The 23,878-nt window shown below is 70.7% G+C and carries 24 protein-coding genes and 2 tRNA genes; 7 read left to right on the forward strand and 19 right to left on the reverse strand.

The annotated features are described in order from the left end of the window. Positions 1-167: 167 nt before the first annotated feature. Positions 168-314 carry a hypothetical protein gene (locus tag AB0H84_RS01815; RefSeq protein ID WP_357596621.1) on the forward strand — a complete coding sequence of 49 codons (147 nt, stop codon included), beginning with the start codon at positions 168-170 and terminating at the stop codon, positions 312-314. Positions 315-424: 110 nt separating this feature from the next. Next, positions 425-3,280, forward strand: coding sequence for an AAA family ATPase (locus AB0H84_RS01820; protein WP_357596623.1), 2,856 nt, complete (start codon positions 425-427; stop codon positions 3,278-3,280). A gap of 10 nt (positions 3,281-3,290) precedes the next feature. Here the strand turns inward: AB0H84_RS01820 and AB0H84_RS01825 are convergent, their stop codons facing one another. The 12 genes from AB0H84_RS01825 to AB0H84_RS01880 form a co-directional block, all read right to left on the reverse strand. After that, positions 3,291-3,857, reverse strand: coding sequence for a TMEM165/GDT1 family protein (locus AB0H84_RS01825; RefSeq protein ID WP_357596626.1), 567 nt, complete (start codon positions 3,855-3,857; stop codon positions 3,291-3,293). A gap of 253 nt (positions 3,858-4,110) precedes the next feature. After that, positions 4,111-5,148, reverse strand: a complete 1,038-nt coding sequence (locus AB0H84_RS01830) for a UDP-N-acetylmuramate dehydrogenase (RefSeq protein ID WP_357596629.1) — start codon at positions 5,146-5,148, stop codon at positions 4,111-4,113. A gap of 11 nt (positions 5,149-5,159) precedes the next feature. After that, positions 5,160-6,173: a hypothetical protein gene (locus tag AB0H84_RS01835; RefSeq protein WP_357596632.1), complete on the reverse strand. Its 1,014-nt coding sequence runs from the start codon at positions 6,171-6,173 to the stop codon at positions 5,160-5,162. A 101-nt stretch (positions 6,174-6,274) separates the two neighbouring features. Continuing rightward, on the reverse strand, positions 6,275-6,703 hold the full coding sequence (locus AB0H84_RS01840; protein ID WP_357596634.1) for a MaoC family dehydratase: 429 nt from the start codon (positions 6,701-6,703) through the stop codon (positions 6,275-6,277). A 1-nt stretch (position 6,704) separates the two neighbouring features. Continuing rightward, a complete protein-coding gene (locus AB0H84_RS01845) occupies positions 6,705-7,154 on the reverse strand; it encodes a MaoC family dehydratase N-terminal domain-containing protein (protein WP_357596637.1) in 450 nt (149 codons plus the stop codon). A gap of 189 nt (positions 7,155-7,343) precedes the next feature. Then, complete coding sequence (gene rpmG, locus AB0H84_RS01850) at positions 7,344-7,508, reverse strand: 50S ribosomal protein L33 (RefSeq protein ID WP_019632658.1); 165 nt, start codon at positions 7,506-7,508, stop codon at positions 7,344-7,346. Between the two features lie 71 nt (positions 7,509-7,579). Continuing rightward, a tRNA-Met gene (locus tag AB0H84_RS01855) sits at positions 7,580-7,653 on the reverse strand. Positions 7,654-7,897: 244 nt separating this feature from the next. After that, on the reverse strand, positions 7,898-8,143 hold the full coding sequence (locus tag AB0H84_RS01860) for a hypothetical protein (protein ID WP_357596640.1): 246 nt from the start codon (positions 8,141-8,143) through the stop codon (positions 7,898-7,900). A gap of 58 nt (positions 8,144-8,201) precedes the next feature. Beyond that, positions 8,202-8,274: transfer RNA gene (locus AB0H84_RS01865), tRNA-Thr, on the reverse strand. A gap of 39 nt (positions 8,275-8,313) precedes the next feature. After that, on the reverse strand, positions 8,314-8,544 hold the full coding sequence (locus AB0H84_RS01870; RefSeq protein ID WP_357596642.1) for a transposase: 231 nt from the start codon (positions 8,542-8,544) through the stop codon (positions 8,314-8,316). A gap of 72 nt (positions 8,545-8,616) precedes the next feature. After that, positions 8,617-9,144, reverse strand: coding sequence for an NlpC/P60 family protein (locus AB0H84_RS01875; protein ID WP_357596645.1), 528 nt, complete (start codon positions 9,142-9,144; stop codon positions 8,617-8,619). Between the two features lie 84 nt (positions 9,145-9,228). Further along, positions 9,229-10,197 (reverse strand): GH25 family lysozyme, encoded by a 969-nt coding sequence (locus AB0H84_RS01880; RefSeq protein WP_357596648.1) that lies wholly within the window; start codon positions 10,195-10,197, stop codon positions 9,229-9,231. A gap of 483 nt (positions 10,198-10,680) precedes the next feature. On the opposite strand from AB0H84_RS01880, the gene AB0H84_RS01885 reads away from it, so the two are divergent. Genes AB0H84_RS01885 through AB0H84_RS01900 form a run of 4 tightly spaced genes read left to right on the forward strand, consistent with a single transcriptional unit; the run spans position 10,681 to position 13,665 of the window. Next, a complete protein-coding gene (locus AB0H84_RS01885) occupies positions 10,681-11,622 on the forward strand; it encodes an ATP-binding cassette domain-containing protein (RefSeq protein ID WP_357596651.1) in 942 nt (313 codons plus the stop codon). Beyond that, positions 11,603-12,346, forward strand: a complete 744-nt coding sequence (locus AB0H84_RS01890; protein WP_357596654.1) for an ABC transporter permease — start codon at positions 11,603-11,605, stop codon at positions 12,344-12,346. The genes AB0H84_RS01885 and AB0H84_RS01890 overlap by 20 nt, the downstream gene beginning before the upstream one ends. A 12-nt stretch (positions 12,347-12,358) precedes the next feature. After that, positions 12,359-12,862: an NUDIX domain-containing protein gene (locus tag AB0H84_RS01895; protein ID WP_357596657.1), complete on the forward strand. Its 504-nt coding sequence runs from the start codon at positions 12,359-12,361 to the stop codon at positions 12,860-12,862. 17 nt (positions 12,863-12,879) lie between these two features. Next, positions 12,880-13,665: an inositol monophosphatase family protein gene (locus AB0H84_RS01900; RefSeq protein ID WP_357596660.1), complete on the forward strand. Its 786-nt coding sequence runs from the start codon at positions 12,880-12,882 to the stop codon at positions 13,663-13,665. A 1-nt stretch (position 13,666) separates the two neighbouring features. On the opposite strand, the gene AB0H84_RS01905 is transcribed toward AB0H84_RS01900, so the two are convergent. The 7 genes from AB0H84_RS01905 to AB0H84_RS01935 form a co-directional block, all read right to left on the reverse strand. Beyond that, the gene (locus AB0H84_RS01905) at positions 13,667-14,191 is read right to left on the reverse strand and encodes a MauE/DoxX family redox-associated membrane protein (RefSeq protein WP_357596663.1); all 525 of its coding nucleotides are present in this window, start codon (positions 14,189-14,191) and stop codon (positions 13,667-13,669) included. 146 nt (positions 14,192-14,337) lie between these two features. Next, the gene (locus AB0H84_RS01910; protein WP_357596666.1) at positions 14,338-16,170 is read right to left on the reverse strand and encodes an ABC transporter ATP-binding protein; all 1,833 of its coding nucleotides are present in this window, start codon (positions 16,168-16,170) and stop codon (positions 14,338-14,340) included. After that, on the reverse strand, positions 16,167-16,664 hold the full coding sequence (locus tag AB0H84_RS01915; protein WP_357596669.1) for a hypothetical protein: 498 nt from the start codon (positions 16,662-16,664) through the stop codon (positions 16,167-16,169). Before AB0H84_RS01915 ends, AB0H84_RS01910 begins: the two co-directional genes overlap by 4 nt. Before the next feature lie 60 nt (positions 16,665-16,724). Next, positions 16,725-16,916, reverse strand: coding sequence for a hypothetical protein (locus AB0H84_RS01920; RefSeq protein WP_357596671.1), 192 nt, complete (start codon positions 16,914-16,916; stop codon positions 16,725-16,727). A gap of 73 nt (positions 16,917-16,989) precedes the next feature. Next, on the reverse strand, positions 16,990-19,875 hold the full coding sequence (locus AB0H84_RS01925) for a BTAD domain-containing putative transcriptional regulator (protein WP_357596674.1): 2,886 nt from the start codon (positions 19,873-19,875) through the stop codon (positions 16,990-16,992). A gap of 10 nt (positions 19,876-19,885) precedes the next feature. Further along, entirely contained in the window at positions 19,886-20,341 is a 456-nt protein-coding gene (gene lepB / locus AB0H84_RS01930; protein ID WP_357596677.1) for a signal peptidase I, read from the reverse strand. Between the two features lie 67 nt (positions 20,342-20,408). Beyond that, positions 20,409-21,389, reverse strand: coding sequence for a YafY family protein (locus AB0H84_RS01935; RefSeq protein ID WP_357596680.1), 981 nt, complete (start codon positions 21,387-21,389; stop codon positions 20,409-20,411). A gap of 32 nt (positions 21,390-21,421) precedes the next feature. On the opposite strand from AB0H84_RS01935, the gene AB0H84_RS01940 reads away from it, so the two are divergent. Continuing rightward, positions 21,422-23,674, forward strand: a complete 2,253-nt coding sequence (locus AB0H84_RS01940; protein ID WP_357596683.1) for an excinuclease ABC subunit UvrA — start codon at positions 21,422-21,424, stop codon at positions 23,672-23,674. The last annotated feature ends 204 nt before the right edge of the window (positions 23,675-23,878 follow it).

The raw sequence follows: 23,878 nt of genomic DNA on the forward strand, positions 1-23,878 counted from the left end.
GCCCGTGAGCTCCAAACCGGACCGCCTTAGGCGGCCTGCGCCCAGGTCTTAGGCATGTCCTACCCATCCGCGTACCGGAGATAAGGCATCCACCCGATGTGGGAGGCGGGGCCTTAGCCCGAATCTTGAAGGTGTCAGCAAGAAGCACGAAATTTCAGGAGAACACCATGCATCCCGAGATCGAGTTCGAGCTCATGAAGACCCACATGAGCGAGCTCCACAGGGCCGCCGCCGACCACCGGCGCGTACGAGAGGCCGAGCGTGCCAACAAGTCCGAGCGCCGCTCGGTCTTCGGCAAGCGCCGTTCGTCATGACCACCACACGAGAGCCCGGCCACCATCTCCCTTGTGGCCGGGCCTCGATGCCTCCGTAAAACCCATAAAAGCGTCGAAAGCAACCGAACGGGCATGACATGCTGGATGACATGCGGGGACGTTCTGTCAGTCCCGTCTTCGTCGGGCGGGAAGAGGAGCTGGCGGCTCTGTCTGACAGCTTTGACGAGGCACGTAAGGGGACGGTGACCTCCGTCCTGCTGGGCGGTGAGGCCGGAGTCGGCAAGACCAGGCTCGTCCAGCGTTTCGCCGAGCAGTGCCAGGCCGGCGGCGCACACGTGCTGTTCGGCGCGTGTGTGGAGCTGTCCACCGAGGGCCTGGCCTATGCGCCGTTCACCGCCGCGCTCCGGCAGCTCGTCAGAGAGCAGGGCCCTGCCGCCGTCGCCGCGCTGCTGCCCGGCGGGGCCGAGCGCGATCTCGCCCGGCTGCTGCCCGAGTTCGGCGAGCCCAGCGGCGACGGGGAGACCGACGCCGGACGCGCCCGGCTCTTCGAGCAGTTCCTCACCCTTCTCGAACGCCTCGCCTACGCCCGTCCCACCGTCCTCATCATCGAGGACATCCACTGGGCCGACAGGTCCAGCCGCGACCTCATCGCCTTCCTCAGCCGCAACCTGCACGCCCCGCAGGTGCTGATCGTGATGACCTACCGCTCCGACGACCTGCACCGCCAGCACCCCCTCCGGCCGGTCCTGGCCGAGCTCGGCAGGGTCAACGGCGTGCACCGGCTCGACCTCCCCCGCCTGTCGAGGGACGAGGTCGCCCAGCAGATGGCCGGCATCCTCGGCAAGGTCCCCGAGTACGGCGAGGCCATCAAGGTCTACGAGCGCAGCGAGGGCATCCCGCTGTTCGTGGAGGCCCTGCTGGAGTGCGGCATCGACTGCGCGTTCCCCGAGTCCATGCAGGACCTCATTCTCAGCTCCGTCGAACGGCTGCCGGAGGAGACCCAGCGCGTGCTGCGCGTGGCCGCCGCCGGCGGCATCCGGGTCGGCCACCAGCTGCTGGCCGCCGTGAGCGGCCTGTCCGACGTCGAGCTGGAGAGCGCGCTGCGCCCCGCCATCGCGCGCAACGTCCTGCAGATCGCCGACAACCGCGCGTACGTCTTCAGGCACTCCCTCATCCGCGAGGCCGTGCACGACGAGCTGCTGCCCGGCGAGCACCAGCGCCTGCACGCCAGGTTCGCCGAGGAGATCTCCAAGGACCGCGGGCTCGTCCCGCCCGGCCGCGCCGCCGTCGAGATCGCACACCACTGGTACGGAGCCCGCAACGACACCTGGGCACTGATCTCCGCCTGGGAGGCGGCGCAGAAGTCGTTCAAGGCGTTCGCCTACACCGAGGCCGTCCCGCTGCTCGAACGCGTCCTCATGCTCTGGGACCGGGTGCCCGACGCGGCCGAGCTCATCGGCGCCGACCACACCGCCGTGCTGGAACGGGCCTCCGAGGCCGCGAACGCCGGCGGCGACGCGGACAAGGGCGCCAAGTTCGTCAAGGCCGCCCTGGCGGAGCTCGACGAGAGCGAGCAGCCGGCGCGCGTCGCGCGGCTCATCGTGCGCGGCGTGGCGTTCAAGAACTCCAAGAGCCAGCTGGGCGTCATCGCCGATCTCAGGCACGCCCTCGAGCTCGTGCCCGAGAACGGCCTCGACCGGGCCGACGTCGTCGCGGTGCTGAGCCGCCACCTCATGCTGAGAGGCGAGGTGGCCGAGGCGAGCGAGCTGATCGCCGAGGGCCTGCGCCTGGTCAGGGAGCACGGCGACCGTTGCCTCGAAGCCGACCTGCTGATGAACCTGGCGCTCGGTCACTCGCTCAACGGCGAGATCGAGACCACGATCGCCCTCAACGAGCAGGCCATGGAGATCGGCATGGCGAAGGAGTCGGCCCGCCTGATCACGAGAGCGATCGCCAACAACATCGACTCGCTGATCGACGTGGGCCGCCACGAGGACGCGCTGCGCCTGGCCAAGCACGGCTGGAAGCTGGCCAAGAAATACGGCAGGCTGCGCGGCAGCGGCCTGTTCATCAAGAACAACTGGGCCGAGGTGCTGGAGTCGCTCGGCCGCTGGGACGAGGCCATCGAGATCCTCGAAGGCGCGCTCAGCCACGGGCCCGCCCTGCGCCACAGACACGCCATGCTGCGCGTGCGCGCCGACATCGCGCTGGCCAGGGGCGAGGTGGAGCTCGTCGAGAGCATCCTGTCCGAGGTCGGCGTGCTGAAGGACCGTCCCGAGGAGTTCGTCCAGGACATCATCAGCAACGCCCGCCTGCACATCGGCTGGCACCTGTTCCGGGGCGAGCCGGCGTCCGCGCTGGCCGTGGCCGAGCGGGTGCTGGCCCACCCCCGGCAGTCGAGCAAGGCCATGCTCAGCTGGCGGCTGCTCGCCCTGCTCCGCGTGGTCTGCGACGCCGCCGAGGCCACCGAGCCCGCCAGGACGGCGACGGTACGCGAGCACGCCGCCGGGGTGGCGGCCGAGCTGACCGTCATCGGCCCGGTCGCGCAGGCGTACCGGCTCGCCTACAACGGCGACTTCGACGCCGCGGCGGAGGCCTGGGAGCGGCTCAGCCGCCCGCACAACCAGTCCAAGGCCCTGCTGCGCGCGGCCACCGTGGCCGCCCGCGGGGGCGACCGCGAAGGCGCCGCGGCCCGGCTGAAGGTGGCGCTCCCGCTGGCTCAGGCCCTGCGCGCGACCCCGCTGATCGAGGAGATCGAGTCCCTGTCGCGGCGGGTGGGCGGGGTTCAGCCGGCACAGGAGCCTTCGGACCTGCTGACGCCGCGCGAGCTGGAGGTGCTGCGGCTGGTGACCCAGGGGAGGACCAACCGGGACATCGCGACCGAGCTGTTCATCTCGGCCAAGACGGTGAGCGTGCACGTGTCCAACATCCTGGCCAAGCTCGGCGTCACCACCCGGGGCGAGGCCGCCGCCGCGGCCCACCGGCTGTCCCTGCTGTCCTCCTGACAGGCCCTCGCTAGACGAGGGCCTCGACCAGCAGCACGACGCCGAACACCGCGAACGCCGCCGCGGCACCGTACCGGATGAACTTCTCCGGCAGGTGCTTGCCGAGCAGCCGCCCGACCAGGATGGCCAGCGCGTCCGCCGCCACCATGCCGACGGTCGAGCCGATCCACGTGCCGAGCCAGCCGTGCTGCGTCGCCAGCGTGATCGTGGCCAGCATGGTCTTGTCGCCCAGCTCGCTCAGGAAGAACGCCACGGTCACCGCGACCAGGGCGTTCCTGGTGGTGCGCTGGGCCTTCTTCGACTCGTCCTCGGTCAGCTCGTCGCCGCGCAACGTCCAGACCGCGAACCCGAGAAAGGCCACGCCCGCCACCACCGAGATGGCCGTCGTCGGCAGCGCGGTCCCGATGAGGCCGCCCACGGCGACGCTGAGCAGGTGCACGACGGTCGTGGCGATCGTGATGCCCGCGAGCACGGGCCAGATCTTGAAACGGGTCGCGAACGTCATCGCCATGAGCTGGCTCTTGTCACCGAGCTCGGCCACGAAAATGGCGGCGAGACTGATCCAGAAGGCTTCCAAACGATCCTCTTCCGCGCGGCCTGGGCCGGAGGCGGGAACCCGGGGAGTTTTCGGGCACGTCTTCGGCCCGGCAGCGTCTTGTCAGATGGCTACCAGGCCGAAGGTCTCGTCCGCCCGTGAAGGCCCGCGTGACCGGGCGCGGGGAAGCGCCAGTGTGTCGATCACGCGATTTGGGACTACTCCCCTTCGGGTAATTCCAACCAACCATAACAGCCCGCGCAGAGGGCCTATTCCGGGCACCTACTCCGGGCGCCTACTCCGCCAGGGAGCACCCGACCAGCACGGGCTCGTTGACCAGCGTGACGCCGAACTTCTCCCGCACCCCGTCCCTGACCTCCCTGGCCAGGGCGAGCAGGTCGCCGGTGGTGGCGGCGCCGTCGGGGTTGGTCAGCGCGAGCGTGTGCTTGGTGGAGATGCGTACGGGCCCGCGTTCGTACCCCTTGGGGTAGCCCGCCTGCTCGATCAGCCACGCGGCGGGCACCTTGACGGACCCGTCGGACAGCTCCCAGCGCGGGTGCCCGGGGGCGCGGACCGCCAGCTCCTCCGCCTCCTCGGGCGAGAGGATCGGGTTGGTGAAGAACGACCCGGCGCTGCGCGTGTCGGGATCGTCGGGGTCGAGCACCATGCCCTTGCCGCGCCGCAGCGCCAGCACCGCCTCACGGGCCCGCGCGAGCGGCACCCGGCCGCCGGCCTCGGTGCCCAGCCGCCCGGCCAGCTCCTCGTACGCCACCGGGCCGGACATTTCCGAAATATCCAGCGCGTACGTCACCGCCAGCACCACATACCGCTCCAGGTCGCGCTTGAAGGCGCTGTCACGGTAGGAGAACCCGCACTGCCGGGCCTCCAGGTCCACCACCTGCCTGGTGCGGCGGTCGTAGGCACGCACGCAGCGGATGGTCTGGGCAACCTCCTGCCCGTACGCGCCGACGTTCTGGATCGGCGTCGAGCCGACCAGCCCGGGGATGCCCGACATGCACTCGATGCCCGACCAGCCCTCCGCCACGGCGCGGGCCACCAGACGATCCCAGTCCTCCCCAGCCTCGACCGTGATCACCGCCTGCTCGCCGTCGCGCGAGACGGCCACCCCCTGGGTCGAGACCTTGATGACCAGCCCGTCGAACCCCTCGTCGGACACGACGACGTTGCTGCCTCCGCCGAGCACCAGGGTGGGGAGCGCCTTCCGGTCCGCCTCGGCCACCAGGGACACGAGGTGCTCCGCCGTCGTTGCTTCGGCGAAATCACGGGCGGGGCCGCCAAGGCGCAGCGTCGTATACGGCGCGAGCATCTCCATGGGCAACTAGCTTATGAGGTGCCCAGTAGATGAAGCACGGCGTCGTAGTTCCTCCTTGACTCCCGCTCCTCATAGTCCGGGTCGATGTCGTGGGATTCCAGGCGCTCCACCGGCAGGGGCTCCTCGGGGACGATCAGGTCTCCGTGGAGGGCGAGCGAGAGCTCCAGATCGGCGTTCCTGCCGTAGTTGGCGTCCTCGGGCAGCGCGCCCAGCGCCGCGGACCGGCGTACCGCCATGAGCTCCCCGGTGAGCGCCCGCACCTTCCCCGTCGCCTGCCGCCAGTCGCCCTCCACGAGCTCCAGGCCCTGCCGCCCCGCCGCCACAGCGCCGTCCGCGACGGCCGCGACCAGCGGGGTCAGCGCGTCGCCGTGCAGCACGACGTCCGCCTCCATGAGGACGTGCACCTCCGCCTCGTCGAGCCGCAGCAGCTTGGTACGGCACTCGCCCCAGGTCGCCGTGCCCCCTCGCCAGTGCGGCGACTCGGCGACGTGCCATACGGCGATCCGGTCCGGATGGCGGTCGGCCAGCTCGTCCAGCACGTCACCCGCGCCCTGGATGTTGCCCAGGTCGAGGGCGAGCACGCGAGCGTTCGTGTGGTCGATGACCGACTGCACGCTCTTCCTGACGTCCAGGGGCCGGCCGTCGACCAGGATGCTCACGCTGACGGTGACATCCTTGGTCTCCATGCGCTGGCGTTCCAGGTTGACGCCGAGGGCGTCGAGGCGGTTGGTGGCCAGCGTGCCGTCCCAGGTGCGCTGGGCGTGCAGCATGGCCTCACCCGTGTCGCCGTGCTGGCCGGGGTCTCCCGAGAAGCCCAGCTCGGCAGCGGGATTGGCCTGAGCGTGCGTCCCTCTGGGCCGCACACCCGCCGTGCCGACCCCGGTCGCGCCCCCAACCTGGGAACTCGTACCGGGCTCGGTCTCGGCACTTGTGCCACCCGCCGTGTCCCGCCCGGTGCCGGTGCTCCCCGCCACCTGCTCGGCCCGCACGGGCCGCAGGTGGGCGGGTGGCTTGGCATCGGTCACGGCGGAGACCGGAATCGATCGGACCGTGGGCCAGACTTGTCGCGCAGCTTCACTCATGAGTAAACGCGCTACCCGGGACCCGCCCGGAATATCACCCCCGGTCAGGACAGCTGGACCACCGCCCGGGCCTTGGACAGCACCTGCGCGTCGCCCGACCTGGCGGTGAGCCCGACGACCACCCGCTTGTCCTCGAGCTTCTCCTCCACCACCCCGCTCACCGTGACGGTCGCCCCCTGATCGTCGTCGGGTACGACCACCATCGAGGAGAACCGCACCCCGAAGTCCACGATCGCTCCCGGATCCCCGACCCAATCGGTGACGAACCGCCCGGCCTGCGCCATCGTGTACATCCCGTGCGCGATCACGTCGGGCAGCCCCACCATCTTGGCGAACCGCTCGTTCCAGTGGATCTGGTTGAAGTCCCCGGAAGCCCCGGCGTACATCACCAGGTTGAGCCGGCGCACGCTGTAGTCCACGGCCGGGATCTCGTGCCCGACCTCGACCTCGTCGTACTTCACCGTGGCGGTCATCTCAACCGGCCCCTCCGCGCTCGACGATCGTGTTGTAGGTCACGCAGACCGGCTCGCCCTCGACGGTCGTCACGTCGCTCCTGACCGTCAGCAGCTCGTTCCGCCCCGCCGTGCGGATGTCGGTGATCATGGCGGTCATGACCAGCTGGTCGCCGGCGCACACCGGCCGCACGTACTCGAAGCGCTGCTCGCCGTGGACCACCATGGCGAGGTTGAGCCCGAGGTCGGGATCCACGAGCGCCTCACCGCCGCTCTGCAGGCTGAACACGATGGGGAACGTCGGCGGCGCGATCACGTCGGGATAGCCCGCGGCCTGGGCGGCCTCCCTGTCGCGGTAGAGCGGGTTGTTGTCGCCGATGGCGGCCGCGAACTCTCTGATCTTCACCCGGCTGACCTCGTACGGGGGACTGGGCGGATAGGTCCTGCCCACGAAGTCACGGTTCAAGGCCATCAGTGCTCCCTCGCGTGTTCTCCTGACGAGCGCTGCCGAGGCCGACGGTAACAGAACAAGGTTCGGCTGTCGCCGCTGATTATCGGGTTTTTGCCAGGCGGCTCGCCCTCGCGCAGACACGACAAACCGGCGCCCTGTGGCAGGACGCCGGTTGTGCGATATGAAGGACGAGAAGCCCTCTTCGGAGACCTATCGGGTCTCGCGGTGCGCGCGGTGGCAGCGGCAGTTGGGGCAGTACTTCTTCAGCTCAAGCCGATCCGGGTCGTTGCGCCGGTTCTTCCGCGTGATGTAGTTGCGGTGCTTGCACTCCTGGCAGGCCAGCGTGATCTTCGGCCTAACGTCGGTGGCAGCCACTTGGGAGTGCCTTTCTACGTTCGGGACATGGACACGCCCGTACCCAGGTCGGTCGACCTGGGGATGGGCAGTAGCGGAGGCCGGACTTGAACCGGCGACACAACGATTATGAGCCGTTTGCTCTGCCTGACTGAGCTACTCCGCCTTTGGGCCGGTAAGGATCCCAGCCCCGTAGAGGATACCCGACGCGGCGAGCACATTCGTAACTCGCCCGAACGGGTGGGGTGCTCCCAGTATGCCTCAGGAACCCCCGACAACCGAAATCCATTAACCACCCCGTCGCCGTCCACCCCCGAACGGCCCGGGTCACCTCAAGCCATGGCGATGGTCAGCGTAGCAGCGATCAGGCCCCACATTCGAGATGGCGGGGCCCGATCGTCACCCTCCCGCTATGCGGGTTTGCAGTATCTCGCGACGGCGTCCTCGAATCCTCTGCCGTAGGACAGCTGGTACGGGGTGGGGTTGGGCGGGTCCGCTGTCACGGTCGCGTGAAAGCCCGTATCCGGAACGGCGGAGGCATCAGCCCCTGCCGGCCAGAGCGCGACGGTGGAGTAGAGCGCGGCTCCGAGGATGAGCGAGGAGGCCGGCGTGATGTCGGCGATCTCGCGGTCCCATCGCACCAGAGTCGCGCTCAACGCGAAACGCCCGCCTCCGAGATCTCTCAGAGCGGGCGTTTTCCTTGCTCACGATAAGAGCCCCCAAACGGAATCGAACCGTTGACCTTCTCCTTACCATGGAGACGCTCTGCCGACTGAGCTATAGGGGCCTGTCCGGCGCTGCGGACAGGTGTAACCATACACGGCACTCACCGATGATGCGAACTCGTTCGGGCCTCCGCGTGCTCCCCGGCCCGCCGCCACAGGGGCAGCTCGACGACTTCGCACAGATCCGCCAGGTCGACGTGCCTGGCCACCTGCGCGACAGAGGTGCAGTCGGCGACCACCTGCCCATGCCGGCGCACCCGCAGCACCTGCCGCCCGGCACGCATCACGCCCACGACCTCGTAGCCGTCGAGGCCGACCCATCGCCTGTCCATAGCGGCACAGAGTAGCCGCCGGGTCTCTCAATTTTCGCCACGCCACAGGCGTTACAGACATACCGAATCGGTTCAGAGCCGGTAGAAGCCCGCGAAGTCCTTCCTTCGCGCGATGTCGTCGACGCGGACCACGGCGCCGGTCTCGGGGGCGTCCATCATCTTCCCGCCGCCGAGATAGATGCCTACATGGCGAGTTTTAACGCCCTTTTTGGTGACTTTGCCGAAGAAGACCAGATCTCCCGGTATGGCCGTCACCACCCGGCGCATCCGCCGCACGTGGTCATTGGTGTTCCCGGGCCCCAGCACGTCCGAGCCGTGCGCCATCGCGTACACCCACCGCGCGAACCCCGAGCAGTCGAGCCCGCGCGTCCGCGCGGCCGGACAGGGCCTGATCCGGCCGTGGTAGCCCTCGCAGGTCCCGTTCGAGGGTCCGGGCTCGGCGTCGTGGCCGCCGCCCCACGAGTACACGATCCCGCGCTGCTCGATCTCGTACGCGATCCGCACGATGTTCCGCGACACGTACAGCCCGAGCGGCACGGAGGCCGTGACGGCCGTCAGGACCAGCACCGTCGCCACGGCCGCCGACCGCCACCGCCTCATCCCGACCCCCGACAGCTCTCCATGGCTCCCAGGAATCATCCTGCCTTATGTCGATTTATAGTGCTTTATCCGGTCTATCAGGGTTTATCTGGCCTTGAGGGTGAGCTGCACCGACCCCACCGTGACGTTCATCCCGACCGTGCCCTTCGGCCGGGACGGCTTGGTGGTGATCGTGAACGTCACCTTCTTGTCCCGGGCCAGCTCCGCGACCTGGCAGAGCACCGCCGTACCGCTGAACTTGCACCCGGGCGCCTTCACCACGCGCTGCCCGCCGAACGTCCGCCCCGACACCTTGACGTCCTTGACCGGGTGCGGCCCAGTGTTCGAGACGGTCACCGTGTACGTCTTCCTGCTCCGGGCCGCCCCTGAGACCGTCACCTCGGCCGGCGGGTTGGCCAGCTCCTTCAGCTGGGACTCCGAGCCGTTGAACGAGTTCTGGCCGCCGGCCAGCGTGCCCTTCTCCGCCGACTGCCAGAACGTGTGCCTCTTCCAGCTCTTCGGCAGCTCGCCGGGGTCGTCGCCCCAGCGGGCGATCCAGAGCGGGTTGGACCTGAACTTGTCGGAGTTGCCGGTGCACGTCTGCCACCAGCTCGTGGTGGTGTAGATGATCGCGTGGCGGCCGGTCGCCTGGCGGTACTTCTTGGTGAAGTCCTTGATCCACGTCACCATGTCCTCGGGGGACAGGTCGTAGCAGTTGTTCTTGCCGTTCTTGTCCTTGTACGGGTTGTCCTCGATATCGAGCACTCCCGGGAGTGTTTGGCCGTCGCTGCTCCAGTTGCCGCCGTTCTGGAGGAAATAGTCGGCCTGGGTGGTCCCGTCGGACTCGTGTGGTTGCGCAAAGTGATATGCGCCCCGGATCAGCCCCGCGTTCGCGGCGCCGCCGTACTGCGCGTCGAAACGCGGGTTCCGGTAGTTCGTCCCCTCGGTGGCCTGGACGAACGCGAACTTGCCGCCCCCCGAGGTCACGGTCTCCCAGTCGACGTCGCCCGTCCAGTTACTGACGTCGACCCCGGGAACGCCATCGGCCGCTTCGGCGACCCCGCCGATCCCCAAAACGGGAATTATCGCGAATAACCACAGACGTTTCACGCGGCAGATCATTGCGGAGCCACACACAATTCCGCAAGTCCCGAGATATCAACTGCTTTCGACGTATCGACGCAATAGACCGGCCCGCTCCAGCCCGGCGAGCACCACCGGCCGCAGCGGCGCCGGGGGCGCCCGTCCCAGCGCTCGCGCGAGCGTGGTCCTCCCTGCTCCCGGCATCCCGTTCACCAGCACCACCGGTCGGCACACCGACCCAGCATGCCGCCAGAAACGGCGGAGATTCTTCCGGGCAACGGGAAAACCGCACTTCAAGCCCCTGAAATTGGCCGTCGAAGGCGACGCCGACAGACGGGGTTTCCGCAGGTCAGGGGCGTTTATGAATGTCATGTTCGCGTTTGCCAAACCCGATTTCAGCTGCACAAACTGGGATCGATCCTCAATCGCGCCCCCGACCAGGGGTTTCTTCGCCATGCCCGCAGGAGGGCGACCATGATCCATGCCCGGGGACTGACCCGAGTGTTCAAAGTCAAGAAGGAGAGGGTGGAGGCCGTACGCGGCATCGACCTGGATGTGGAGGCGGGCCAGCTCGTCGCCTTCCTCGGCCCGAACGGCGCGGGGAAATCCACCACGCTGCGCATGCTCACCACTCTCCTGCCGCCCAGCTCGGGCACCGCCACGGTGGCGGGCAGCGACGTGGCCAGGGACCCGGCGGGCGTGCGCGCCCGCATCGGGTACGTGGGCCAGCGCAACAGCGCGGGAGAGGGCTTCCTCGTCCGCGACGAGCTCGTCACCCAGGGCCGCTGCTACGGCCTCGGCACCAGGGAGGCGGCCGCCCGCGCCGACGAGCTGCTCGGCCTGCTCGACCTCGAGCCGCTGGCCCGGCGGCGGCCCGGCACGCTCTCGGGCGGCCAGCGCCGCCGCCTGGACATCGCGCTCGGCCTCATCCACCGCCCCGACCTGCTCTTCCTGGACGAGCCCTCGACCGGCCTCGATCCGAAGAGCCGCGCGGACATCTGGCAGCACATCCTCCGGCTGCGGGAGACGTACGGGACGACGTTGTTCCTGACCACCCACTACCTGGAGGAGGCCGACAGTATGGCCGAGCGCGTGGTGATCATCGACAACGGCCGGATCATCGCGGACGGCACCGCCGGGCAGCTCAAGAACGACCTCGCCGGCGACCACATCACGATCACCACCAGCACGGAGGAGGAGGCCCGCCGGGCGGCCGACCTCGGCGGAGGCACCGCCGACGGCACGACCGTGCGCCTTCGCGTCCCCAACGCGGCCGCCGCCCTCCCCGACCACCTCCGCACCCTGGACGGCGCCGGCATCAAGGTCACCGCCGCCGAGACCGCCCGTCCGACCCTCGACGACGTGTTCCTCGCTCTTACCGGGAGAAGCCTCACCGATGACGACATTCCTGCGTGACACCGCCACCGTTTTCTCCCGCGAGGTCAAGCCGGCCGTACGCGAGCCCGTCACCCTGCTCTTCGAGATGGGCCAGCCGCTGCTCTTCCTCTTCCTGTTCGGGTCGCAGCTCGACGGTGCCGTCGGGTCGTCGTGGCAGTGGTTCGTGCCGGGGATCCTGGTCATGATGTGCCTGACCGGCCCCATGGGCGCCGGCTACGCGCTGCTGGTGGAGCTGATCGGCGGCTCGATGGAGCGCATGCTGGTCACCCCGCTGAACCGCACGGCGATGCTGGTGGGCCGGACCATGAAGGCCATGGTGGTCCTGCTGGTGCAGGCCGTCCTGATCATCCTCCTGGCCCTCCCCCTCGGCTTCGACCTGCACGCGGCGGGCGTCCTGGCGGCCCTGGCCCAGCTGGTCGTGTTCGGCGTCGGCCTGGGCTCGCTCTCGTTCGTCCTGGCCATCAAGTCCGCGCCCGGCGGCACGCTCTTCTACGTCGTCAGCCAGTCGATCCTCTTCCCGCTGCTGCTCCTGTCCGGGGTGCTGCTCCCCCTGGAGACGGCCCCTGGCTGGCTACGCGTGCTCGGGTACGTCAACCCGGTCACGTACATCGTGGACGCGCAGCGAGCCCTCTTCGCCGGGAACCTGACGAGCCCCTCGATCCTCTACGGCACCGCCGCCGCCTGCGCGACGGCCGCGATCGGCCTGTATCTCGGCAACCGCGCCATGCGCCAGGGCGTCTGAGACCCTTGAGGGGTGACACATCTGACGGTCCCCTGGATCCCCGTACGCCACCGGCTCGAGGTGATCCGCTCCGAAACGCTCCCACCCCTCGACAAGACCACGTCGGCGTTCGCCTTCGTCTCGGACCAGACCGGCAGAACCCTCATGACCTGTGTGGACAAGGAGGGCCGCGGCTGGGACATCCCCGGCGGCCACCTCGAACCCGGCGAAACGGCGATCGAGGCCGCGGCCCGGGAGCTGTATGAGGAGACCGGCCTCCGCCTGCCTCCTTCCGCCCTGTCCGTCTTCGCCTGGCAGCGCATCGAGCTCCTGGACGCCGCCCCGGCCGACTACCGCTACCCGTCGCTGACGTACATGGCGATGTTCAGGGCCCGCCTCCCCCACCCGGGCCCGCCGACCCACCCGCCGGCGGGCTCGGAGAGCACCAGCGCGGAGTGGCTGCGGCCGTCGGAGATCAACCGCGTCTGCCCCGGCCGCACCTGGCTGTCCCTGCTGGACGGAGCGGACCAGCGCTAGACCGTTATCCTGCGCCCATGTCGATCACTGACCAGGGGCTGGCCCTGACCGCGGCGCAAGCGGGCGCCGACGTCGTGCGTGCCATGTACGGTGCGGCGCTGACGCGCTTCGAGAAGGGCGCGGGTGACTTCGCCACGGCGGCGGACATCGAGGCGGAGCGGGCCATCCTCGACGTCATCCGCACGGCTCGGCCGGACGACGCCGTGACAGGGGAGGAGAGCGGGAGCACGGGCCGGGGCGGCGCGGAGCGCATGTGGCTGGTCGATCCCCTCTGCGGCACGCTGAACTACGCCGCCCGCACCATGCTGGTCGCCGTGAACGTCGCCCTGCGCGTGGGCTCCGAGATCACGGTCGCGGCCTCGGTGGACCCGTTCGCCGGCGAGGCGTTCTGGACGGACGGCACTCATGCGTACGTCCGGCGCGACGGCGTGGACGAGCGCCTGACGCCGTCGCCCGATTCGCGGCTGGTGGAGGTCAACCTCGATCCGCCGTTCCCGAACGAACCGGGCTTCCGGGCCGTCCGGCTGCTCGCCGAGGCGGAGTTCGCCGAGCGCTTCCGCCCGCGCGTCGTCTCCACCACCCTGGCCGTGGCGTGGGTGGCCGCCGGCCGCCGGGCCGCGTACGTCACCGACGGCCATGTGCGGGACAGCGTGCACTTCGCCGGCGGGATCGCGCTGTGCCAGGCCGCCGGGTGCGTGGTCACCGGCATCCACGGTCAGCCGCTGCACACGGGTGCGGGCGGGCTCGTCGTGGCGGCTGACCGGGAGACGCACGCCGCGCTGCTGAAACTCATCGACAGGTAGCTCAGGAGGCCCGCAGCAGCGAGACGAGATCGTCCCAGCGGGACATGAGCACCCCCAGAACGGCGCCGAAGACCCCGGCCACGATGGCGAAGCCGGGCTCGAAGGAGCCGTTCACCAAGGAGGCCCCCAGCCCGAGCAGGGCGATCGCGATGAGAATGCCGTTGCGGACCACGTGCTCCACCCCCAGGGGCGTCGTGGAGGCGCCGAAACAGCGGCAGGGAACGGCGGCGCCCCTCCGGACGACCATGGTGACGGCGACGGTGAGACAGCCGAGCAGCCCCGCCGCGAGGATGAACGACAAGGATCCGGCCCAGCGGAGGGGAACCGCGGCCAGCACGATGACGCCGGCCTCGGCCGCCGCCGTCGCCACCGCGGCGGCCGGCGCCTTCGCGTTGTCGATCACCGCCATCGTCCTGATCGACCTGACGAACTCGTTCCACGCGCTGCGGCTGGAGATCTTGCTGCCGAGCGCGAGCGCGAACACCGTGAGCAGCAGCAGCCTGCTCGCCACATCGACATACTGCATGATCGAAACCTGCCACTTCCGAGCAAATCCGGCAAGAGTGTGATTGATCGCGCAATGCGACCCGCCTGCCGCACAGGCTGGTTACATGGCGCGATGGATCGTGCCCGGCGGCGGCCGCCCCGCCGCCGGGCACCCACGCCTGCCGGTCACCCGATGTCGGCGCCCTCCCGGTAGCCGCTGGCCTGGGTCTCGAACAGGTGGGCGTACCGGCCGCCCATGGTGATGAGCTCGTCGTGCGTCCCCTGCTCGACGATCCGCCCGTCACCGAGCACCACGATCAGGTCCGCGTCGCGGACCGCCCCGAGCCGGTGCGAGACCAGCAGGCTGGCGCGTCCCGCCCGGTGCTCGCGCAGCCGCCGGTGCACCTCGTACTCGGCCTGCGCGTCCAGCCCCGAGCTGGGCTCGTCGAGGATGAGCAGGTCGCGGCCCTCGCGCACCAGCGCGCGGGCGAGGGCCAGGCGCTGCCACTGGCCTCCGGAGAGCGTCACGCCCGCCTGCGGGTCGTCGCCGTCGGAGCCGAAGAAGATGCGGCTCAGCATGGTGTCGTAGCTTCGGGGCAGCGCCTGTACGGTTTCGTGCGCGCCCGCCAGCTCGGCGGCGGCCCGGATCCTGGCCCGGTCGGAGATCGCCTCGAGCTCGCCCACCCCTATGTTCTCCGCCGCGGTGAGGTCGTAGCTCATGTAGTCCTGGAAGAGCACGCCCATCCTGGCGCGCAGCTCGGCGGGTGGCACGTCGCGGAGGTCGATGCCGTCCCAGAGGATCGCGCCGCGGGACGGGTCGTAGAAGCGGCAGAGCAGCTTGATCAGCGTGCTCTTGCCGGCTCCGTTGAGTCCCACCAGCGCGACGGCGGCGCCGTGCGGGATCGTCAGGTTCACCCCGCGCAGCACCCAGGGATGGCTCTCGTCGTACCGGAACCACACGTCGCGGAGCTCGATGCCGCGGCGCAGCGCCGGCAGCGACCTCGGTTCGCCGGGCGTCGGCAGGTCGCCGGGCAGCGACATCACCCGTTCGTGGTGGGCGAAGAGAAGCAGCGCCTGGCGGGCGTTCGCGGCGTTCTCCACGGTGGCGACCAGCGCGGCCTGTGTTCCCGCCACGGAGGCGGCGAACGCGGTCACGTCGCCGAGGGTGAGCCGGCCGGACAGGGCGGAGTACACCGCCCAGAGCAGCCCGGCGCCGCTGACCGCGGCGGAGAGCGCCGCGAGCGCCGACTGCGTGACCGCCTCCCGCCGGTCCAGCCGGCGCTCCCCTGCCTGCACGGAGGCCAGCTCGCCGAGCACCCGGCGCTTGAGGAAGTCGCCGAGCCCGAAGAGCCGGACCTCCTTGACGGCCTCCACATCGGTGATCAGGGAGGAGTAGAAGATCTGCCGCCGGGCCGCGGCGGACTGCCCGGCGATCATCTCGATCCGGCGCTTCTCCAGGGACATCCGCGCCGCGAGGATGGGCAGCGCCGCCAGCGCCACCAGGGCCGCCATGAGCGGGCTCAGCACGGCGAGGGCGACGAGGAGTCCGGCCAGGGCGATGGCGTTGCGGCCGAGGTCGAAGAGGCCGGAGGTGATCGGCCCCATGGCGCCGCCCGTCGCCTGCACGGCCATGCGAAGATCGTCGAGGAACACCGGGTTCTCGAACCGCGACAGGCCGTGGAACCCGTTCACCCGCGTGTACAGGCGATCCTGCAGCAGCAGGTCCAGCCGGCGGTCCACCTCGCCCCGCAGGTAGCCGGTCAGATACGGCAGCACCCCGGCGACCAGCCCCAGCGCGACGAGGGCGGCGACCGGCGGCAGCACGCGTTCCGGGCGGCCCGTCGTCAGCCCGTCGACGAGCAGCTTGGTCGCCCACACGGTGCCCGTGGGCAGCAGGCCGGACAGGACGGTGATCGCCAGTTGCGACACTGCCAGCACCGGCCCGGCCCGCCAGCACAGCAGTGCCAGGGGGACGGCTCGCCGCAGCGAACCCCGCCACCCCTCCGGGGGCTCGGTCACGTGGCCGGTGCCGCTGCGGCGAGGTCGTCCAGATCCGTGTGCGCGGCCACGATCCTGCCGTCCGCGTCCGCCCTCAGGAACGTCGGGAACGCCTCGATGCCGAGAGCGTGCACGATGCGGAGCGCGTCGTCGCCCGTGACCACGTTCGCCACGCCGCCCACCATCTCGATCAGGTCGCCGGCCGCACCGGCGTCGCCCGCGACGATCGCAAGGGCGGTCTGGTCCTTGGCCTCCACGGCGAACTGCGGCGCGCGCTCATGACAGGTGTCGCAGCCGACGTCGAAGAAGCCCACGAGCCGCGCTCCTGCCACGTCGTGCGGCAGCGTGCGGCCGACCAGCACTCCGGGATCGTACGGCATGAGCGCCGGCCTCCCCGCGAGGCGCTCCAGCTCGGCGGTGTGCTCGCGGAGCCGGCGCACCACTGCCAAGGTGAGCACCAGGTCGATCAGGCAGAGCACGCCGACCAGCACGACAGCGGCGATCAGAAAAGGCATCGGTCACCCCTTGTGTCCGGAGGCCGGCGGCGGTGGACGCCGCCGACCCACGTGTTCTGCCTAGCCGCAGATTCTGAACGCGTAGCAGGACCCGCAGCGGGTGGTGCCGCCGGCGGTCGTGCAGATCTTGCGGAAGTCGGAACGCTCCCTGCAGTAGCAGTGCACGTACCATTCGGCGGCCGCCTTCGCGGACGCCTTCGGCACCAGCCTCTCGAGAATCCTGTCGCCGAGCTTGCCCAAGACAGCAGTCATGTTCGCTCCTTTGTAGCGATGCGGTCAGGCCGAAACGCTATGTGGGCGAGATACAGCGGCCGATACACCCCGTCTATATCCGCGCGGTGAGCAGCCTCTCCAGCACCGGATCGCGCCGCACCGCCGGATCCGCGAAGAGCTCCTCGGCCCTTCGGGCGTCCTCGGCGGCCCGCGGATCGCCCGAAGCCGCGCGGGCCCTGGCGAGCTGGCGGGTGCAGGCGGCGTAACCGTACGCGTCGCCGATCTGGGCGGTCAGCTCCAGGGCCCTGGTCAGGTCGGCCTCCGCCACGGCAGGGTCACCGGACCGCAGCCGGATCTCGGACCTGCTGAGCAGCACCTCCCACTCGTCCTCCCTGTTGCCGGTCTGCTCGCAGCGGGCCAGCGCCTCATCCAGCACGGCCAGCGCCTGGTCCCGATGGTCGAGCAGGCAGTGGGCGCGGCCGAGCGCCGCCAGCGTGATGCTCTCGCCGTACAGGTCGCGATCGGTCCGGCGGACGGTCAGGCACCGTTCGAAGCGGTCCACCGCCTCCGCGTCCCTCCCCAGCCGGAGGAGGACCTCGCCCAGGTTGTGGCCGGCCAGCCCGACCCGCTTCGACCCGTGCGCCTTGAGCAGCCGCAGGCTCGCGCTGATATGGGCGAGCGCGGCGCCGAGATCGCCGGTTCGCATGCACAGCCAGCCGAGGTTGTGGAGGGCCAACCCTTCCTCCTCGCGGTCGCCCAGCTCGCGCCAGAGCTCGGGAGCCCGCCGCAGAAGGTCGTAGGCCGACTCGATCTGGCCTGCCCGCCATTCCAGCAGTCCCAGGGTCGCGAGCGTGGCCGCCTCCGCGCCGCGGTCGCCGTCCCTGCGCGCCACCTCGATGGCGAGCCGCGCGACGGTCTCGAGCTCGCGCCAGTAGCCGCCCTTCATCGCCATGGCCTTGACCAGGGCCATCAGCTCGACGACGAAGCGCGCCACGTCCGGTTCACCGCGCGCTGCCTGGACGGCCGCCGCGACCAGGCAGCGCAGCTCCATGTCGAACCACCGCACCGCCGCGGCGGGGTCACGCAGGACTAGGCCGGGATCGCGCCGGCGTGGCCCGCTCCCGCCGCCGGCCCGCAGGTGCGGCTGGAGCAGGTCACGCATCTGGTGGCAGAGATCGAGGTACCAGTCCAGGGCCCGCCGTACGGCCCGGGCCTGCTCCTCGGGCGGGTCATGGGCGGCGGCCAGCTCGGCCGCGAAGAGTCGCAGCAGGTCGTGCGTGCGGAACCGGCCCTCGCCGACCGGCTCGATCAGGCGCGCCTCGACCAGCTCGTCGAGGGCGGCCTCGGCGGATTTCCGGTCGGCGTCGGCCAGCGCCGCGGCGAGCTCGACGCCCACCTCCGGCACCTCCAGCACGCCGAACAGGCGGAAGACCGTCTTCGCGGTGCTCGTCAGGGTCGCATAGCCGACCTCGAAGCACGAGCGGAGACGCAGATCGGCCGCCTGCAGCTCGTCCAGCCGCCGTCGCCGGCTGCCCAGGCGCTCGCTGAAGCTCGCGAGCGACCAGTCCGGCCGGCTGGCGAGCCGGGCGCCGGCGATGCGCAACGCGAGCGGATGGCGGCAGCACCAGCGGGCGATCTCGGCCGCCGCCTCCGCCTCGGCCGCCACTCGCGCCTGGCCGGCCAGCAACGCCAGCATCCGTACCGACTGCTCCTCGTCGAGCGGGTCCACGGCGATCGGCACGGCGTCCAGCGTGGTCAGCGCCGACCGGCTCGTGACCAGCGCCGCGCAGCCACCGGCCGCCGGCAGCAGAGGGGCCACCTGGGCGGCGCCGACGGCGTTGTCGAGTACGACCAGGACACGCCGGTCGGCCAGCGACGACTGGTAGAGGGCCGCCGCCTCGGCCGGTGCCGCGGGCACCTCTCCGGGAGGCACCCCCAGGGCGCGCAGGAAGCGGCCGAGCACCTCGGCGGGGCGCAACGGCGCCAGGCCCGAGGTCGATCCCTGCAGGTCGACGTAGAGGTGGCCGTCCGGATAGCGGTCGGCCGCGCGGTACGCGGCCGTCAAGGCGAGCGTCGACTTGCCGACCCCGCCGGGGCCGTGCAGTGCCAGCACGGGCGGGCCTGCGTCGGCGCTCAGCGCGATGTGGATCCTGAGGAGTTCGGCCGAACGGCCCACGAACACGGCCGGCGCCCGTGGCAGCTGGCGTGGCCGGGTGCGCCCGTCGTCAACGGGGGCCTCCGTCAGGAGGGTGGCGTCCCTGCGCAGGATCAGCTGGTGCAGTCTGCGCAGGTCAGGGCCCGGGTCGATGCCCAGCTCATCGGCGAGGACCCGGCGGGCGGCCCCGAACGCGTCCAGTGCGCCGACCACGTCTCCGCTCTGGTACAGGGCCACCATGAGCTGGCCGTACAGCCGCTCGCGCAGCGGGTACTGCCCGATCACCTCGCGCAGCCGCTTGGCCGCCATCGCGTGCCTGCCGAGGGCGAGCTCGATCTCCGCGTGCTCCTCCACGACGCTCAAGTAGTGGTCGGTGAGGCGCGCGACCACCTCCCGCAGGGTCGGCCCGAGCGGCACGTCCTCGGCCGCCATCCCCTCCCAGAGCGCGAGTGCCCGGGCGTACGCGTCCAGGGCGCCGCTGAGATCGCGCCTGGCCAGCGCCTGGCGGCCGTGCCCGGACAGCGCCTCGAACTGGAAAAGGTCGAATTCCTCGGGTTCGACCCGTAACAGATATCCGGCGTCCGAAGTGACCAGGCGCTCGACCGCCGGGTCGGCCGCGGGCGGCATCAGCTTGCGCAGCCGCATGAGGTACGTACGCAGGTTCGCGACGGCCGACGGGGGTGGCTGGTCGTCCCAGACCTCCGCCACCAATGTCCGGATCGGGACGACATGGCCGGCCCGGGCGAGCAGCATGGCGAGCACGGTCCGCTGCTTGGGCGCCGTGATCCTGGCCGGCGCGCCGTCGGCCGCGACCTGCAGCGGCCCGAGAAGCCGGAATTTCACCTCACGCCGCCTACAGGGCGGATCCGCCCAGCCGTCTCAGCGCGACCCCGAGCAGGCGATCGCCCGTGAAGAAGCCGCGCTGCCGCGAGTCGACGCTGTGGGGGTTGTCGCCGTAGACCACCAGCGAGCCCGCGGGCACGCGGTCCACGGCGCCGTCGATCCCCGGCGGCACCGGGTCACCCGGCAGGGCGACGGCGCGCTTGATGTTCCAGTGCCGGCCGTCCGTGCCGGGAGGTCCGGGCAGGATCTTCCCGGTGGGATCGAGCGGGGGCTCGAGCACCACGACATCGCCCCTGGACACCTGGTCGAGCCGGCGCCGCCGTACCAGGACCCGGTCGCCGTCGCTGAGTGTCGGGGCCATGCTCGTCCCGTTGACGGTGACCACCACATAGCGACGGCGGGCCACCAGGGCGGCGGCCGCCGCCACGAGAACACCGGCGAGCAACCCCATGCTGATCGGCTTCATCGCTCACTCCCGCCGTCGGACTTATCGATCTTCAACTGGCTAAGATCTCCGCCGACTCTCCGAACTGTCAATACGGAGGGCTCTGCCGCGTGGCGGCGGCGATCCGTTCGGCCAGCCGCCGGGAGCACTCGACCAGCTCGGGCGGCCCCTCGATCGTGTACGGCACGCCGACCGCGGCCAGCATGACGGCCAGCCACTCCCAGGAGTCGGCGGCGGTGACGTAGCGGCAGGTGTCGTCGTCGATCGCCTCCAGCGAGCCGGCCTGGGCCATCAGCCGTCCGGAGACGTGGGCCAGCGGGGCGGCGAACCGGACCACGCCGTGGGACTGGCCGCCCTGGGGGAAGCCCACGCCCTCGCCGGAGGGCGGCTCGTGCGGGGTGAACGTGGTGCCGGGAACGGCGAGGCGATCGATCCGGTCGAGGCGGAACGTGCGCCAGTCCTGGCGGTCGGCGTCCCAGCCGAGAAGGTACCAGTGGCCGCCGAACAGCACCTGCCGATACGGCTGGACCCGGCGTTCGGTGCTGTGCCCGGTGCGGCTGGTGTAGTGGAAGCGCACGTCCTGGTGCGCGTGCGCGGCGGTGCCCAGCAGCTGCACGGTCCGCAGGTCCAGCGGCCGGGCCACCCGCGAGACGGCCTCGGTGGAGGCCGACAGCGCCTCGATCCGATGGCGCAGCCGCGGCGGGAGTGCCTGGCCGAGCTTGCGCAGAGCGCTGTCCGCCGCGGCGACGGCGCCGTCGGCGCGGGAGAGCGCGGCGAAGCGCAGGCCGACCACGGTCGCCACGGCCTCGTCGTCGGTGAGCACCAGCGGCGGCATGGCCCGGCCCGCCAGGAGCTGGTAGCCGCCGCCCGGGCCCCGGACCGAGCGGACCGAGTAGCCGAGGTCCCGCAGCCGCTCGATGTCACGCCGCAGCGTACGCGGAGAGGTACGCAGCGCCTCGGCGAGTTCGGCGGCCTGCCAGGCACGACCGTCTTGCAGGAGCGACAGGAGCTCCAGCATCCGCTTGCTCGGATCGGGCACCCTGTCAGCTTCGCACAGGGTTGTGGCCATGATCTGACCACAACCCGTCCTAGCCTCACCGCATGGCACGCGATCACATCCGCATCGCCGGAGCACGGGAGCACAACCTGAAGGACGTCACCGTGGCCGTTCCGAAGGGCCGGCTCACGGTCGTCACCGGTGTCTCCGGATCCGGCAAGTCGTCGCTGGTCTTCGACACCATCGCCGCCGAGGCCCAGCGCCAGCTCAACGAGACCTTCACCACGTTCGTCCGCAACCGGCTCCCCCGCTACGGCCGGCCGGACGTGGACGAGATCGAGAACCTGTCCGCCGCCATCGTCGTGGACCAGCGGCGCCTCGGCGGCAACGCCCGCTCGACGGTCGGCACGATCACCGACATCTACGCGCTCATGCGGCTGCTCTGGTCGCGGGCGGGCCGCCCGTTCGCCGGGTACTCGAACGCCTTCTCCTTCAACGATCCGCAGGGCATGTGCCCGCGGTGCGAGGGCCTCGGCACGACGCGTACCGTCGACGTCGACCGGCTCGTCGACCGCCGGCTGTCGCTCAACGAGGGCGCGATCCGCTTCCCCACGTTCCAGGTAGGAAGCTGGATGTGGCGTACGTTCGCCGAATCCGGCCTGTTCGACCTCGACAAGCCGCTGGCCCGCTACACAGCGCGGGAGTGGGAGGCGTTCCTGCACGGCAAGGGCGTGCCCGCGAGCCCGCGCGGGCAGAGCGGGCCGGCCGCCAACTTCGAGGGGCTGCTGCCGCGCTTCGAACGGATCTGGCTGCCCAAGGACGCCGAGTCGCTCAAGGGCAGGACCCGGGAGGCCTACGAACGGGTGGTGACCAGGGGACCCTGCCCCGCCTGTCACGGCGCCCGCCTCTCCGAGGCCGCGCTGTCCAGCCGGATCGGCGGCCGTAACATCGCCGAGTGCGCGGCCATGGAGGCCGACGAGCTGGTCGAGGTGATCAGGGCCCTCGACGCCCCGGAGGCGCGGCCGGTGGTCCCCGCCATCGTCACCCAGCTGGAGCGCCTGATCTCGGTCGGCCTGGGCTACCTCACCATGGACCGGCCGACCTCGACGCTGTCCGGCGGGGAGTCACAGCGGGTCAAGATGGTACGCCACCTGGGCAGCAGCCTCATGGACATGACGTACCTCTTCGACGAGCCGAGCGTCGGCCTGCACCCGCACGACGTGGCCCAGCTGACCGCGCTCCTGCGCGAGCTGCGTGACAAGGGCAACACGGTCATCGTCGTCGAGCACGACCCCGACGTCATCGCGGCGGCGGACCACGTGATCGACCTGGGGCCGGGAGCCGGCCTGGACGGCGGCCAGATCGTCTACCAGGGCGACGTGGCCGGGCTTGCCGCGTCCGGCTCGGCCACGGGGCGGCACCTCCGGCACCGGCCGCGGCCGAAGGCGGTCACGCGCGAACCGGCGGGGTTCATCGAGATCCGCGGCGCCACCCGGCACAACCTGCACGGCGTCGACGTCGACATCCCGATCGGGGCGCTGACCGTGGTGACCGGCGTCGCGGGATCCGGCAAGAGCACCCTCATCCGGGGCTTCCTGCCCGAGGTGTGTCCCGACGCCGTACTCGTCGACCAGGCCGCGGTCCGCGGGTCCCGCCGCTCCAGCCCGGCGACGTACACCGGGATCCTCGACCCCATCCGCTCGCTCTTCGCCGCCGGCAACGGGGTGAGCGCCTCGCTGTTCAGCCCGAACGCCGAAGGCGCGTGCCCGCGGTGCGGCGGGCTCGGCGTGCTCTACACGGACCTGGCGTTCATGGACCCGATGGTCAGCATCTGCGAGGAGTGCGACGGCCGCCGGTTCACCCCTCGAGTCCTGCGCTATCGCCATCGCGGTCGCACGATCAGCGAGGTGCTCGACCTCACGGCACGGGAGGCGCTCGAGGTCTTTCCCGAGCGGCGGATCCGCCGGGTGCTCGAGAGCCTCGTGGAGGTGGGGCTCGGCTACCTGCCGCTCGGGCAGCCGCTGAGCACCTTGTCGGGCGGGGAGCGGCAGCGGCTCAAGCTCGCGAGCGAGCTCGACCGGCCCGGCCGCGTCCACATCTTCGACGAGCCCACCGCGGGGCTGCACATGTCGGACGTCGCCGACCTCGTCGAGCTGCTGAACCGCCTGGTCGACGGGGGCGCCACGGCGGTCGTGGTCGAGCACGACCTGGACGTGATCAGCCAGGCTGACTGGGTCATCGACCTCGGGCCGGGGCCGGGACGCCACGGCGGGCAGGTGGTCTTCCAGGGCCGGCCACGCGACCTCGTCCACGCGCCGGACTCCCTGACGGGCCGCCACCTGCGCGCACTCAGCTGACGCCTGTCGGCTGTCGACGGCCGAGCGCGGGCGGACGAAGCAGGGCCGAAAGGATCTTTGATCTCTGCGGCGGTGGGTGATAAAAGGTAGATCGGTGCGATTCCAAGGTGCGGCGGTGAGAGCCCGCCGGTTCCGCCGGGCCTGGCGGGACGACTCGGTGCGAATCCGGGCCATGCGGTGACACCCCGCCACCTCTCGGGCCTG

This window comes from Nonomuraea sp. NPDC050786 (assembly GCF_040654115.1).
Lineage (GTDB): Bacteria > Actinomycetota > Actinomycetes > Streptosporangiales > Streptosporangiaceae > Nonomuraea.